Here is a 15030-nt window from a genome sequence, read left to right as displayed (position 1 = left end):
GTTAACTCTCCGGAGACAATAGCTTTTTAGTATTTTTGACAATTTTCGATTTATGGAGATCTGGTTGACCCTGACGCCCCACGTAAGCTGAAAAGCGTGATTGAATATCCTTCAAGAACCAACCTGAGACCGTGGCAACTCTCGAGGTCTTTGAAAATTCGTCGTACGACCAAGTAAGTATATTCTGAAAGTCTATTAGCGAAGGACTTAGATCATTATGCCCCGGAAGGAATGCGAACTTCTCCCTCTGCCCTTTAACAAGGGTTTCCAACAGTTTTTCTCGATGAGCTGATGTGTCTTGATCAGGTTTTAGAATACCGTGATCCAGAAATTTTTGGCGCTCTACTTGAATAAGTGGAGCAATAATAATTCTTCCTGCATTTATTTCAGGTTTTCCTTCGACTACATTCCTTACTGCAATATCACACGCGGGAGACAGTACGATGTACGTAGCTCCGCATTCTGCTTTAACAATATCTCCTGTAGCGATATGTTGTCTAATTGGCGGTCTTACATAGACTTCCGCCTCATGAAAATGTCGATCATTATCTTCAGGGAGATGTAGATATTCTCCTAGATGATTTATGGTATATCTAACTAGTGCTCGATCGGATAGCGAGTTTTCCGGGTTTTCTGTATCTAAATCATGGGCTAGATGTTTCCAGAAAATTTTATGCAAATATTGATCAATTTCCCCTCTGACTCCAAGAAACTTAGTTACGCCGGTCTGTATAAGGCTTAGTAATGTATTGAATATTTTTTCATTGGGTTCGTCGCGACTATAGAAGCGGAGTACATTTGATTTTTGATCTACAATTTCGGGGTCAAGATTGTTCAAATTCCCCGAAACTACAAATACGGGAAAACGTTGGTTATCAACTATTTCATGAAGAACTAAATTTCCTGTCGGCTGATCTGGATCGTTTAATAAGTTTAAGTCGACAATAGCTCCATCGAAATTACTTGATGATAAAGCTTCGATCGCTTTCTTTGCGGTATCCGCTCTTTCGATTTCGATTTGACTATCTTTGTTAGAGAGCTCCTCTGCAGTCTCTTGATAGCCTTCGAACATATCGTCGTCATCTTCGACAATCAAGAGCTTATAGTTGTTTTCCATTATTGCTGCGGTCCTTTAAATTCGATTTCAAATGCTGCTCCACGGTCATCATGCTTGGCCTCTATCGATCCACCAAGACGACTCATCGCTTCTCCAGCTAGTGCCAGTCCTAGTCCTGTTCCACCGGGCTTCATACTATAGCCTGGTTCGAACATTAAGCTCAGATTCCCACCTTGGAACCCTGGACCATTATCTGAATATTCGATCAAAACTTTGTCATCTTCCGTCAGCACATTTACAGATATTTTTTTGTTTGTTGATTTCGAATGACTGTGCCAGAAAATGCTGTTTTCTATGAGGTTGGAAATGACTGTAATAAAGTCCATCTCATTTCCGGTGACATAAAGCTTGTCATCTACCGTGTTCACTTCGAAAGAAATTCGTGCTGAATCCAACTCGGAGGCGAAAATTGCAAAAGCATTCTGTACCTCGGTCTTTATTATCAAATTTTTATTTGGTGAGCGTCGAGTACGAGCCAGCGGCTCAATTTTGTTAAATAAATATCTCAATCCTTTACTATGAGATATAACTTTATCTCCACGCTCTTCTATTTTTGAGGCAAGCTCTTCACTGGGTAAAGTTCGCATATGAGATGACCACTTTGCTATCCTCGGCACAGTCTCAGAGATATACTTAATGTGTTTCCGACCTTCATGAAGCAGTACATGAGTGATTTTGCCAAGAGTAGCCTGCCCTTGATAGATTGCGATTGTGTCCCTGATTTTTCTTGCTATCGCAGCCTTCTTGTGTTTTTCGTCATCTAGGACTTTTTCAACAACCGCACCAACCCGTTCTCTCTCTTTTTGCGAAATGCCGAGTTCATCTAAACCTTTACTAATCCGTTTACGTGTATCGTCGAAATCAAATAGAGTATTAACTTCATCGTCTAGTCTTCTACTACGCCCACCTTTTTTTGCTTTCTCCCGGTAACGACTCCTTCTCGCAGCAAGTTCATTTACTGCCAAGGATACAACTGTGACTAGGCCATAGTATGCGCCGTTTTCGACCAACCCATCTCGCGCACTTTTTTCTTGTAACCCAGACTGTTCTTCGGGCCGAACATATACAAAACCGATGACTTGATTGTGGCCAATTTTATGAGAAGGATCTTGCACCCTCTTTTTATCTAGCTCTAACCAATCAAAGGATTGCTCACCGTAGGGTCTTATCTTGAATTGTTCTCGATAAAGGCCTACACCATAGTATTCATCAAGAATTTTCCGAGCTTCTTGCTTCCCTACGTATTCTCCTGAAGTGGGGTTTTTCAATCCCCTTTTAATTATGTGCTCAATACTATCTGGATCGCGATCGTAAACTCGAAGATCTAAAAATATTTCACCCGGGTACACTTCGCCTGCACTAGTATCCAAAGGAATATTTAGCTGAATTTTTTCAGGCGGTAATCCAGGTACATTTTGATTTTCGAAGGCAAGTTCAGCCTTTCCGGACGCATCAACTTTACCGGAGATTTTGTAATCATAAAGGTCAAGGACAGGGAATGGTTCAACTTCAATGTTACGGTGAGAGTAGTCTTCTAGTGGAAACTCACCGAACTGCAACTCCATTTCGAATTTATCATGGTGTATTTCATAGCCTTGGCTATGCGCCATCTCATATACTTCGGCTGGTGCAGTGAGGCCTCGTAACTCTACGAGTAGTTTATGGAGTTGTTTTGGGGTCCATATATCTAGGACCTCCTGAGGAGAGACACCATCTCTCTCTATCTCTAGCCTTGTACCATTAGGCTTTCCTGTTTTTATAACATCGATAAGAATATCAAACTCATCCAGGTACCGGGTGGACTCGAGCTGCTCCATATCTAAGATTAGCGATGTAGTGACGCCATCTTGTGTAGTTTCTAGCAGGATTCGCTGTCCCAAAATTGCGGCAGCAAATCGGCCAATTCCCTTCCTTCCCTGTAGAACACGCCCTCTAGAGCTATTTTTCCTTACCAACTTGTCATCGGTCGCAGGTACTAACCACTGATTGGTAACGATATCTTCGCTCATTCCATGACCATGATCCTCTACACCAATCGTCAAACGACTATTTTTTTCTTCGTAGTTAAAAGAAACAACGACATCAGGAGAATCGGCATCGTATGAATTCTTAACTAGTTCAACGATGGCCGCATATACATCTTTTATTAAATCCTGACCAATGGTTCTGATCAGTCGTGCTGCAGGGCGAATTTTAAAGGTTGGACGGCTCATAGGTGCTGTTGCCTACTTTTTATCACTATTTCGCACGCGTTAGCTCGAAATTACCCCAGTAGCTTCTATATTACGTGGCGTTATCTAGTATGGATACTCAGTCAGGATATGGCTTTTTATTTGGTCACTCAGTTGGAGGGGGGCTCCCCCGCCGCAGAGTATCTTTCTGAGACTGGAGAGCATGAAGTTGAGACGCAGGGGCAAAGCTTCTGAAACCCTACAGCGTCTGCAAGACTTAAACATCCAGGTTTTCTACCGCCAGGGCATTGGTCTCGATAAAGTCACGGCGTGGCTCTACCTGATCACCCATCAGGGTGGTAAAGATCTGGTCTGCTGCGATAGCATCCTCCACAGTGACCTGCAGCATACGGCGGCTCTCCGGGTCCATGGTGGTTTCCCAAAGCTGCTCCGGGTTCATTTCTCCCAGACCTTTATAGCGCTGGATACCGTAGCCTCTGCGGCTCTCGCCCATCAGCCAGTCCATCACTTCAGGGAAGCTGCCAACAGGGTGCTGCTTCTCGCCGCGCTGGATAAAGGCACCCTCTTCCAACAGACCCACCATCTTCTCACCCAGAGCGCAGATAGACGTGTACTCAGCGGAATCGAAAAACTCGTGGTTAATCAGGTAGTCACTGCCAACACCGTGAGCCACGATATGGATATGGGGCAGGAATAGGCCGCGCTCGGTGTTCTCCTGAACCGTCACTTCGTGACGACGGGTTCCACCACTTTCTTCGTCACCGAGTTTCTCCTGGAGCTTCTCACTCCAAGCTGCGACTTTCTCCTGGGACTGCAGGTCTTCCTGAGACAAGCTGGGCAGGTAGATCATGCTGCGCAGCACTTCCTCGGGGTACAGACGCGACAGGCGGTCGATTGTCGCCAGTACGCTGCGGTATTCGCCTACCAGGCTCTCCAGGGAGGCACCAGAAAGCCCTGGGGCGTCCGGGTTCACAAACAGCGTGGCGCCTTCCAGGGCGGCGTTGGTGAGGAACTGGGTTAGAGCGCCCTCATCCTTCAGGTACTGTTCCTGTTTGCCCTTGGAGATCTTGTACAGCGGCGGCTGGGCGATGTAGATGTGACCCCGCTCGATCAGCTCAGGCATCTGACGGAAGAAGAAGGTGAGCAACAGGGTGCGGATATGGGCTCCATCTACATCAGCATCGGTCATGATGATGATACTGTGGTAACGCAGCTTGTCCGGGTTAAACTCGCTCTTGCCGATGCCACAGCCCAGTGCGGTAATCAGGGTACCCACTTCGGCACTTGAGAGCATCTTGTCGAAGCGCGCTTTTTCCACATTGAGGATCTTACCCTTCAGCGGCAGGATCGCCTGGGTGCGGCGATCGCGGCCCTGCTTGGCAGAACCACCGGCGGAGTCACCCTCCACCAGGTAAATTTCAGATAGTGCCGGGTCTTTTTGCTGGCAATCTGCCAATTTTCCGGGCAAGCCAGCAATATCCAGCGCTCCCTTGCGGCGAGTCATTTCGCGGGCCTTGCGGGCCGCCTCACGGGCTTTGGCCGCATCGATCATCTTGGTGACGACAGATTTGGCTTCCTGTGGGTTCTCCATCAGGTAGTCTGTGAAGTGGTGGCCCATCTCCTGCTCTACTGCGGGTTTCACTTCGGATGAAACCAGCTTGTCCTTGGTCTGGGAGGAGAATTTCGGGTCCGGAACCTTCACAGAGATAATCGCGGTGAGACCTTCCCTGGCGTCATCGCCAGTGGTGTTCACCTTGTCTTTCTTGCCCAGGCCTTCCCGCTCGATATAGCTGTTCAGGCCACGGGTCAGGGCTGCACGGAAGCCCGCCAGGTGGGTGCCGCCGTCGCGCTGGGGAATATTGTTGGTGTAGCAGAAGATGCTTTCCTGGAAGCTATCGTTCCACTGTAATGCCACCTCTACTGCAATGCCGTCTTCACGCTGGCTCTGGAAGTGCAGAACCTTGTTAATCGGGGTTTTGTTCTGGTTGAGGAACTCCACAAAGGCACTCAAACCACCTTCGTATTCATAGACCTCTTCCTTACCACTGCGCTCGTCCTTCAAGACAATACGCACACCAGAGTTCAGGAAGGACAGCTCGCGCAGGCGCTTGGCCAGCACGTCGAAATGGAATTCGATATTGCTGAAGGTGTTCTCTGAGGGTTTGAAGTGCACCGTGGTGCCGGTGGTATCGCTGTCACCCACGACTTCCAGGGGTGCCTGGGGCACACCGTGGTGGTAGGTCTGCTCGTGAATCTTGCCACCGCGACGGATAGTCAGCTTCAGCTCCTTGGACAGAGCGTTTACCACCGATACCCCTACCCCGTGCAGACCGCCGGAGACCTTGTAGGTGTTGTCATCAAATTTACCGCCCGCGTGAAGGACGGTCATAATCACTTCTGCTGCAGAAACCCCCTCTTCCGGGTGAATCTCTGTCGGGATACCACGGCCATTGTCCGATACGGAAATGGACTCATCCGGATGGATGGTTACACGGATCTCATCACAGTGGCCGGCCAGCGCTTCATCGATGGAGTTGTCGACCACCTCGAATACCATGTGGTGCAGACCGGTGCCATCGTCGGTATCACCAATATACATTCCGGGGCGCTTGCGCACCGCATCCAGGCCTTTTAATACCTTGATACTGCTTGAGTCATAGCTTTGCTGCTCTGACATTTATTCGCTCCATTAAACTTATTGTGCGGCCGAAGCTTCGGCACTGATCTTCCCATGTTCCACGTGGAACACTTTCGGGCAATTCCAAGGGGCATCTAGTTGCCGCCAGGGGCGGCTTGTAGTGCCCTCCTCAATTCCGGTTACAAGCACCTGGCAGGCACAACGCCCAACCCAATGCGCAAAAATCTGTTGGTTACTGTCATCCAACTCTGCCGGCAAGTCATCTACCAGGAATACTGGCATATCCCCCTGCCTACAGACTACCTCCGCCATGGCCGTGCGCACTGCACACACCAACATCTTCTGTTGGCCTCGAGATAGGATATTGTGGGCCGACTCACCGGCTACGGTAAAACGAATATCTGCCCTATGGGGACCAATACGCGTATGCCCCTGTGAAACATCTGATTCCCGTGATTCAGATAGAGCGCTACGCAGGTCAACTTCTTTACGCCAACCGCGACGGTAACTCATATCGACACGGCTCAATAGGCTCTGTGGTAACTCATCGAGAAGTTGCGAAACAGCGGTCTGCAATTGAGAAAACTGAGCTAATCGCAGATCGTTTACACGCTCGCCACTAAGGGCCAACTGCTCTTCCCATACGCCGATGCTGGCCTCATCGATTTTACCACGACGCAGGAGAGCATTTCGCTGCCGCAGTGCGATTTGATAATTTTTCCACTCCTGGGCAAATAAATGTTCCACGTGGAACACTGTCCAATCCAGCAACCGGCGCCGAACGCCGGGGCCACCATCAAGTGCGGAAAAACTTTCACTGTTTATCAATTGAAGTGGCAGGCAACTAGCAAGCTGTGAGCTGGATTCCGCTGGAGCCTGGTTAACCCTGATTCGGCCCGAGCCATCTGCGAGGCGCTCTACCCCCAAGTTAAGACCTGTATCGAGCTGGGCAAAAACCGTAAGCCCACCAGTATCATGCTGAATAACCGATTTGTGCTGACGAGAGCGAAAGGAACGACCGGTTGCCAGCATATGTACCGCCTCTAGCAGTGAAGTCTTGCCACTGCCATTCGCACCACAAAACACATTAACACCAGGACCCAGTTTGAGATCGGCAGAGCAGATATTTCGAAAATTAGATAAGAGAAGACGGGTCAGCGCCACAGACACCTCCCCCAGAGCGAAGAGCGCGATGCACAGGCATCGCTTTGTTTATCGGCTACCCCACCGAGCGGGGAGGTAGCCTCAATCCATTCAGAAAAGAGCAATGGGTGGGCTGCCTTACAGGCGCATAGGCATAATCACGTACAGCGCATCACCTTCTTCAGGTTGCTGCAGCAGAGCACTGCTATTGGCATCCGCCAAACTGATACGGATCTGGTCACTGTGAATAGCACCAGTGACGTCCAGCAGATAGGAAACGTTAAAGCCAATTTCCATTGGCTCACCTACGTAATCCACCATCATCTGCTCTTCCGCCTCTTCTTGCTCCGGGTTGTTGGCAACAATTTGCAGCAGCCCCTCAGAAACCTGAAGGCGCACCCCACGGTATTTCTCGTTGGAGAGAATCGCCGCTCGGGAGAAGGCCTGGCGCAACCCCTGGCGATCCGCATAGACCACATTGCCCGCGCCTCGCGGCAACACGCGCTCGTAGTCAGGGAATTTGCCGTCTACCAATTTAGAGGTGAAAGTAAACTGACCACTAACCACACGAATATGGTTGTTACCCAGCACGACCTGTGCCTGTGCATCGCTGTCTTCAAGCAAACGACCCAGCTCGAGTACGCCTTTGCGCGGCACAATAGCCTGGATAGGCGTGGCGACATCCAGGCCGGGAGCATCACGATCGCAGAGTGCCAAGCGGTGGCCATCAGTAGCAACCGCGCGCAGCTGCTGCGGGCGACACTCTAGCAGTAAACCATTCAGGTAATAGCGCACATCCTGCTGAGCCATAGCAAAACTGGTGGCTTCTATCAGGCGGCGGATCTCGCGCTGGGAGATATCGAAACGAGTCTGTGCACTGGCCTCTTCCTGGTTCGGGAAGTCCGCTGCGGGCAGAGTCGACAGCTGAAAACGGCTGCGGCCACTGCGCAGTATCAGGCGCTCACCATCGCGCTCAAACTTTAGTTCAGCACCATCGGGCAGAGAACGACAGATATCCAGCAGCTTGCGTGCGGGAACGGTCACCTCACCTTCCATTTCTACACCGTCTACACCGAGACGGCCGACAATTTCCACTTCCAGGTCAGTACCGGTCAGGGAGAGTTCCTGGCCCTGTAACTGCATCAACACATTGGCCAGGACTGGCAGTGTTTGGCGTTTCTCAACAACACCGGCCACCAGTTGTAACGGCTTCAGAAGGGCGTCCCGGCTCACATTGAATTTCATCGGTAGTTTCGCCTTGTTTTGTCAGTTATTCGATTAAGTGGTCAGCGACCGTGTCAGCAACTTAACGTCCTCGCGAATATCCGCGTCGGACTCCTGCAACTCGCGTATTTTGCGGCAGGCATGCAGTACTGTTGTGTGGTCGCGACCACCAAAGGCATCGCCAATCTCCGGCAAGCTGTGATTGGTCAGCTCCTTGGCCAGGGACATAGCGACTTGGCGGGGGCGGGCCACCGAGCGACTGCGCCGCTTGGAGAGCAAATCCGCCACCTTGATTTTGTAGTATTCAGCGACAACCCGCTGGATATTATCCACACTGACCAGTCGATCCTGTAGGGCCAACAGGTCTTTTAGTGCTTCGCGCACAAGGACATCGTCAATAGCGCGGCCGGTAAATTGCGAATTGGCAATTACGCGGCGCAGTGCACCCTCGAGCTCCCGCACATTGGAGCGAATACGCTGCGCAATAAAGAAAGCGGAGTCGTGAGGTAAATCCACACCCACCTGCTCAGCCTTCTTCATCAAAATAGCTACCCGGGTCTCGAGCTCCGGAGGCTCTACAGCCACCGTTAATCCCCAGCCAAAGCGGGATTTCAAGCGCTCTTCCAAGCCGTCGATCTCTTTCGGATAGCGGTCACAGGTTAGGATAATCTGTTGACCACCCTCCAGCAGGGCATTAAAGGTATGGAAAAACTCCTCCTGAGAGCGCTCCTTACCGGCAAAGAACTGGATATCATCAATCAGAAGGGCATCAACAGACCGGTAGTAGCGCTTAAAGTCGCTGATGGCATTCAGCTGTAGCGCTTTCACCATATCTGCAACAAAGCGCTCGGAGTGCAAATACACCACCTTAGCATTGGGGTTGCGCTCCAACAGTGCGTTGCCAACCGCGTGCATCAAGTGAGTTTTCCCCAGACCCACGCCCCCATATATAAAGAGGGGATTGTAGGCGCCACCCGGATTGTCAGAAATCTGTTGTGCCGCAGCGAGGCCCAGCTGGTTGGACTTACCTTCAACAAAGGATTTGAAAGTAAAGTTGCGATTGAGTGAGCTACCGTGCTTGATGGCCCCCTCCACCTCAACCTGCCTGGCCGGCTGCTCCGGTACGGAGCGAGCTATACCATTCATAGCCGGTGGTCGCAAATCTGTCAGGGCCAGTTCGCCTGTCGTCATCTGTTCGGCAGTCACCTCCTCAGCCATAGCGGGGTGAGGCACCGGCCTGCTGGCACCAAACCCAGATCCCAGCGGTGAAGTCACCGGAGGTGGCGTAGTGGCAACAGGTGGCACTGATACCGGTGGCGGTGCCACTGCCGGCTGCACCGGAGGTGGTGGCGGAGCTGGCGCCGATGGCGCGGGTGTCGGTACCGGAGTCGGAGGGGCATTATTTGTTACATGGCCGCGCTGGAAGCGAGCCGGCCGGCGAGCGGTAATCTCGAGCGCCACTTGCAGAGGGCGTCCTGGTGCAAACTGTTGCACCAACTCGCGAATGCGGTTCAGGAATTTATTGCCAACCCAGTCCAGCACAAAGCGGTTCGGTGCGATCAGGCGCAACTCGCCCTCCGCACTAACGGGATTGACGCGCAACGGCCTGATCCAGGTATTGAACTGCTGAGACGGCAGCTCGTCCTGTAAACAGCTCGCGCACTGCTTCCATACGGATTCAGTCAAGAAACCCCCCAAAAAACCCCAAAATGGTAAGACCAAGGAGAGACGGCAAGGCCGGATTAGGAATCACCCGGGGCCGTCAAATAAGATCGGCGCAGTATACCTTTCCACCTTTAGGTTATCCACAAGAAAGACTGCATCTGTTGAAAAAACTGCGCAAAAAGATCCACACAATCAAGGATTTGCACAACAATTAGACAATTGAGGTGGAAACCCTTCGAAAGTTACCCACAGGGGGCTGTGGGTATCTTGGGGTCAATCAGTGGGCATTCAGAGATACCCCTGATGACTCAACGACTTGTTTAGTTGGCGTAAAAAATTACAGTAAACTCGCGCACCAATAAAAAGAATTTCCCTGATTAGCGCGTTGCTTTCGCTGCTGGCTTTCTATACAATCCGCGGCCTTCGCAGCGCGTAGCTCCGTCTGCACCGGCTTTGTGCCGGACCGGAGTCCAGGCCGCGGCCGGGAAAGGTCCCGAGAAATTTTGAACACAAAGTCTCAGGTAGCAAGACTATGAAACGCACATTTCAACCAAGCAACTTGAAGCGCAAGCGCACTCACGGTTTCCGCGCTCGCATGGCAACCAAAAACGGCCGTAAGATTCTGGCCCGCCGTCGCGCTAAAGGCCGCAAAGTACTGTCTGCATAAGATCTCTTCCCTTTTAGAGATATCTCTTTATGCAGCAGGTGCGCAGCAGCTTCGGATTTGCCAAGACGCTGCGCCTGCTCAATGCGGCGCAGTATCGCTTGGTATTCAATGAAAACCAGGTGCGCGCCGCACACCCTCATCTGTTGATCCTCGCCCGTCCAAACTCCTTGGAACACCCGCGTCTCGGTCTCGTTATTGCTAAAAAGCATGTACGCAACGCCTCCGACCGCAACCAAATCAAGCGTATAACCCGGGAAACCTTCCGTCTGCAGCAATACGATTTGCCGCCGCTGGATGCCGTGGTGCTCGCGCGCCCTGGGGTCGCAGATCTGGATAAGGCCGAGTTGGCGAAACTACTGAATAAACTCTGGCGTAAACTGGCCAAGCGGGCTCGACAGCCGCAACCCCGACCATGAAGTGGATACTGATCAAGCTGATCCATGTATACCGCTACCTGGCCAGCCCCTGGGTAGGCAACCAATGTCGCTTCTACCCCACCTGCTCCCGGTACTCTGAAGAGGCCATTGAAACTCATGGAGCGATAAAAGGGGGTTATTTAACTCTGCGCCGCCTTATAAAATGCCACCCCTGGCACCCTGGTGGATTGGACCCGGTTCCCCCCACCAGACACAAGAACACGCTCTAGGTAATAAGATGGATTGGCAACGCTATACGCTGCTCGGCGGAATTCTCGCGGTTCTCCTGGCACTTATCTTCCAGTGGAACGCATTTCAAGAGCAACACACTCCTGAACTCGACCGCGAAACCGTCGTGCAGACTGGCGGCGAGACTGTCAGCCAAATACCCGCCGAAACACCCGCGAGCACCGGCGACAGTGATGTTCCCCAACTTCGCTCCCAGGTGCCCGCTTCCGATGAGGGCAGCAGTACTGAGAGCAAGCTGATCAGTGTCACCACCGACGTTTTTGATCTGCTCATCAATCCTCGTGGCGGCGATATCGTCAAAGTGGCGCTGCGCAAACAACAAGAGAAGTTGGATACCCCGGACCAACCCCTGATCCTGTTGAACCAGACCCGCAACCATACCTATATTGCCCAAAGTGGCCTTATCGGTAAAAACGGGACCGACAGCGCCGCTGGCCGCCCGGTTTTCAAGGTGGCAAAAACCGAATATGCGATGGTTGAGGGCGACGATACCCTGATAGTAGACCTGACTCTGCAACAGGAAGGCGCCAATATCACCAAGCGCTTCACCTTCAAGCGTGGAGACTACCTGATCCAAGTGGCCTACCTGGTGGATAACACCAGTGACAAGCCCTGGTCCGCGGCCATGTTTGGTCAGATTAAGCGCGATGCCAGTGAACCCGCAACCGACACCGGTTTCGGCATGTCGCCTTTCCTCGGCGCCGCCATCCGCACCAACGAAAAGAACTACTTCAAGCAGGACTTCGAGGAGATTGCTGAAAGCCCCACCCGCGAAACCATCGAAGGTGGTTGGGTAGCTATGGTTCAGCACTACTTTATCAGTGCCTGGATTCCCCCCCAGGACGAGCGCAATACCTTTGAATTGAAGGAGCTATCCAACGGCCTCTTCCGCATGGGCTTTACCGCACCTCAAGTGCAAATCCCCGCTGCCACCCAAGGCGAGCTGAGCGCTTCTTTCTACGCTGGCCCGAAAGATGTTTACCGTTTGGAAGAAATCTCCCCCGGCCTCGACCTGACCGTCGACTACGGCTGGCTCTGGTGGATCGCAAAACCGCTGTTCGGTGTCCTGCACTTTATCCAGGAGCATATTGTCAGCAACTGGGGCTGGGCGATCATCCTGCTCACCGTATTTATCAAGACGCTGCTTCTGCCTCTGTCCGCCGCTGGCACCAAATCCATGGCGCGTATGCGCAAGTTTGCGCCGCAGATGAAAAAGCTGCAGGAACAGTACAAGGATAACCGGCAAAAGCTGGCGGAAGAGACCATGAAGCTCTACCGCCGCGAGAAGATCAATCCGATGGGTGGCTGCCTGCCGATCCTGTTGCAGATGCCGGTATTTATCGCGCTCTACTGGATGCTCACCGAAACCGTTGAGCTGCGCCACGCGCCCTGGATTTTCTGGATTCACGATCTGTCGGCGAAGGACCCCTACTTTATCCTGCCGGTATTGATGGGCCTGTCTATGTGGTTTATGCAAAAGCTGAACCCGGCGCCGACTGATCCAACCCAAGCCCGCATCATGCAGCTGATGCCGGTAATGATGACTGTATTCTTCCTGTGGTTCCCAGCGGGTCTGGTTCTGTACTGGATCGCCAACAACCTGATTACCATTGCGCAAACCTGGTATATCAATAAACAGGTGGATGCCGGTAAGTACTAACCAGTACCGATCTGCAGCAACACAATAAACAAGGGCCGCTAATGCGGCCCTTTTCCGTTCTGTCGAGTAAACTCAGCCGATGACACAAGAAAGCCTCAATCGCGACACTATTGCCGCTGTTGCCACCGCGCCCGGGCGCGGCGGCATCGGCGTTATCCGACTGTCGGGCGCAAGAGCCCTGCAAATTGCCCAACAAATCTGCGGGGAAAAATCCCTCCAGCCCCGCTCTGCCCACTACCGGAACTTTACCCACAAAGAGCAGTTAATCGATCAGGGATTGGCACTCTTTTTCCCCGGTCCCAACTCCTTTACCGGGGAAGATGTGGTGGAACTCCAGGGACACGGCGGCCCAGTGATTCTCGATCAGTTACTTCAAGCAACTATCGAGTTGGGCGCTCGACAAGCCCGACCCGGAGAATTTTCCGAGAGGGCTTTCCTCAACGACAAAATGGATTTAACTCAGGCCGAAGCGATCGCCGATTTAATCGACGCCGGCAGTGCCCAGGCAGCGCGTAATGCCATGCGTTCACTGCAGGGCGCGTTTTCCGAGAAAATCGAAGACCTGGTGGAAAACCTTACCCACTTGCGTATCTACGTGGAGGCCGCCATTGATTTCCCCGAAGAGGAAATCGACTTCCTCGCCGATGGCAAAGTGGCAGCTGATATAGAAACCCTACTGGCACAAATGGTGGGTGTGGAAACCCAGGCGCGTCAGGGCGCGATAATGCGCGAGGGAATGCGAGTTGCTATCGCAGGACGCCCCAATGCAGGGAAATCCAGCCTGCTCAACACACTGGCCGGACACGACGCCGCTATTGTCACCGATATCGCCGGTACCACTCGGGATATCCTGCGCGAACATATTCATATCGACGGTATGCCCCTCCAGTTTGCCGATACTGCGGGATTAAGGGATGCCCCGGATAGAGTCGAGCAAATTGGTATCGAACGCGCCTGGGAGGAAATCCACGGCGCAGATAGGGTACTTCTAGTCATGGATGCAGAGCAACTCCACTCCCTGGACCCCACACAAGTTTGGCCAGAATTTACCAGTCAGCTAAAAGATCTCAACAAACTGACATTGGTACTGAACAAGATCGACCTCACCGACTACAGCGCTGGCCTTCAGGCACACACTGAAGGCGTGCCAGTGATTGCCATCAGTGCAAAAACAGGTGCCGGGCTCGATGCGTTAAAAGAACATTTAAAACAGAGTATGGGTTTCAGCGGCGCTGGAGAGGGAACATTCAGTGCCAGGCGCCGACACCTGGACGCACTGGGCCGGGCACAAGCTTTTATACATCAGGGCCAGCGGCAACTTCACACTAGCGGTGCAGGCGAACTGCTCGCCGAAGACTTACGCCAAGCCCAGCAGGCTCTGGGAGAAATTACTGGCACCGTCAGTGCCGATGAATTACTCGGCAAGATCTTCGGCAGTTTTTGTATCGGTAAGTAAACACCCCATCCCAACTTCCAAGTTATCCCAAGGGGGAGGCTACTTTATCCTCCCCCGCTTTTCTCCTTCCAGCTTCCCAACATATTTCTCACTTCTTTTACACAGGCTTAACCCCGACTTTCAGGGCGGGTAAATTAAATCCCCAATTTTTCCCGATCTTATTAAATAGATTCGCGAAAAAATCCGGCAAACAACTCTGCAAAATAAGATATGGCGCCGATCGAGTTATACATGTCCACGGGGATTTCCCGTGGATATCTTTTCACTTGCTCCAATCACCTATAAATCACATAGATACAGCAACAAAACTCACAGACTTATACAATATTCACTCTTACGCACAATTAACCCCCAAGTCTTATCACCATCTACGCACAAGCTAAAACCTGAAATTGCCAGGTGTGAGTAAAAAAGGGGATAAACACCTGCGTAAGCAACGAATGCTATGATGATAACTTTCCCGCCAGCACGAGGCGCGCAAAGTTGTCCCGGCTTTCCACAATCGTCTACCGGGGTTGCCCCCCCTTCAGCCAAGGGGTTATTGCCCATGTTTTCATTAATGTAACATGTTGATTTATAAGACTTTTTTTTGCTTATACATGA

The 15030-nt window shown here is 51.7% G+C and carries 11 protein-coding genes; 5 read left to right on the top strand and 6 right to left on the bottom strand.

What is annotated here, in order from left to right; all coding sequences use genetic code 11:
- Nucleotide 1: 1 nt before the first annotated feature.
- From ACJJI8_RS06140 to dnaA, 6 genes are all read right to left on the bottom strand, one after another.
- Nucleotides 2-1117, bottom strand: a complete 1116-nt coding sequence (locus tag ACJJI8_RS06140) for a response regulator (RefSeq protein WP_444934535.1) — start codon at nt 1115-1117, stop codon at nt 2-4.
- The gene (locus ACJJI8_RS06135) at nt 1117-3330 is read right to left on the bottom strand and encodes an ATP-binding protein (protein WP_444934534.1); all 2214 of its coding nucleotides are present in this window, start codon (nt 3328-3330) and stop codon (nt 1117-1119) included. The genes ACJJI8_RS06140 and ACJJI8_RS06135 overlap by 1 nt, the downstream gene beginning before the upstream one ends.
- Nucleotides 3331-3565: 235 nt before the next feature.
- The gene (gene gyrB / locus ACJJI8_RS06130; RefSeq protein ID WP_444934533.1) at nt 3566-5986 is read right to left on the bottom strand and encodes a DNA topoisomerase (ATP-hydrolyzing) subunit B; all 2421 of its coding nucleotides are present in this window, start codon (nt 5984-5986) and stop codon (nt 3566-3568) included.
- Between the two features lie 18 nt (nt 5987-6004).
- Nucleotides 6005-7111 (bottom strand): DNA replication/repair protein RecF, encoded by a 1107-nt coding sequence (gene recF, locus ACJJI8_RS06125; protein ID WP_444934532.1) that lies wholly within the window; start codon nt 7109-7111, stop codon nt 6005-6007.
- Between the two features lie 117 nt (nt 7112-7228).
- On the bottom strand, nt 7229-8335 hold the full coding sequence (gene dnaN, locus ACJJI8_RS06120; RefSeq protein WP_108731194.1) for a DNA polymerase III subunit beta: 1107 nt from the start codon (nt 8333-8335) through the stop codon (nt 7229-7231).
- Between the two features lie 33 nt (nt 8336-8368).
- Nucleotides 8369-10000, bottom strand: a complete 1632-nt coding sequence (gene dnaA, locus ACJJI8_RS06115; RefSeq protein ID WP_444915117.1) for a chromosomal replication initiator protein DnaA — start codon at nt 9998-10000, stop codon at nt 8369-8371.
- A 511-nt stretch (nt 10001-10511) separates the two neighbouring features.
- Here dnaA and rpmH point away from each other — a divergent pair.
- From rpmH to mnmE, 5 genes are all read left to right on the top strand, one after another.
- The gene (rpmH, locus tag ACJJI8_RS06110) at nt 10512-10646 is read left to right on the top strand and encodes a 50S ribosomal protein L34 (protein WP_020413885.1); all 135 of its coding nucleotides are present in this window, start codon (nt 10512-10514) and stop codon (nt 10644-10646) included.
- Between the two features lie 29 nt (nt 10647-10675).
- Nucleotides 10676-11062, top strand: coding sequence for a ribonuclease P protein component (rnpA, locus tag ACJJI8_RS06105; RefSeq protein WP_413663877.1), 387 nt, complete (start codon nt 10676-10678; stop codon nt 11060-11062).
- The gene (yidD, locus tag ACJJI8_RS06100; protein WP_108735100.1) at nt 11059-11292 is read left to right on the top strand and encodes a membrane protein insertion efficiency factor YidD; all 234 of its coding nucleotides are present in this window, start codon (nt 11059-11061) and stop codon (nt 11290-11292) included. Before rnpA ends, yidD begins: the two co-directional genes overlap by 4 nt.
- Before the next feature lie 8 nt (nt 11293-11300).
- Nucleotides 11301-12971 carry a membrane protein insertase YidC gene (yidC, locus tag ACJJI8_RS06095; protein WP_444892426.1) on the top strand — a complete coding sequence of 557 codons (1671 nt, stop codon included), beginning with the start codon at nt 11301-11303 and terminating at the stop codon, nt 12969-12971.
- A 79-nt stretch (nt 12972-13050) separates the two neighbouring features.
- Entirely contained in the window at nt 13051-14427 is a 1377-nt protein-coding gene (gene mnmE, locus ACJJI8_RS06090) for a tRNA uridine-5-carboxymethylaminomethyl(34) synthesis GTPase MnmE (protein WP_444934531.1), read from the top strand.
- Nucleotides 14428-15030 lie beyond the last annotated feature (603 nt).

It is taken from the genome of Microbulbifer maximicatervae (SeqCode) (genome assembly GCF_052467695.1).
The sequence above is the reverse complement of the archived record's forward strand: the minus strand, read 5'-3'. Positions and strand labels throughout refer to the sequence as shown.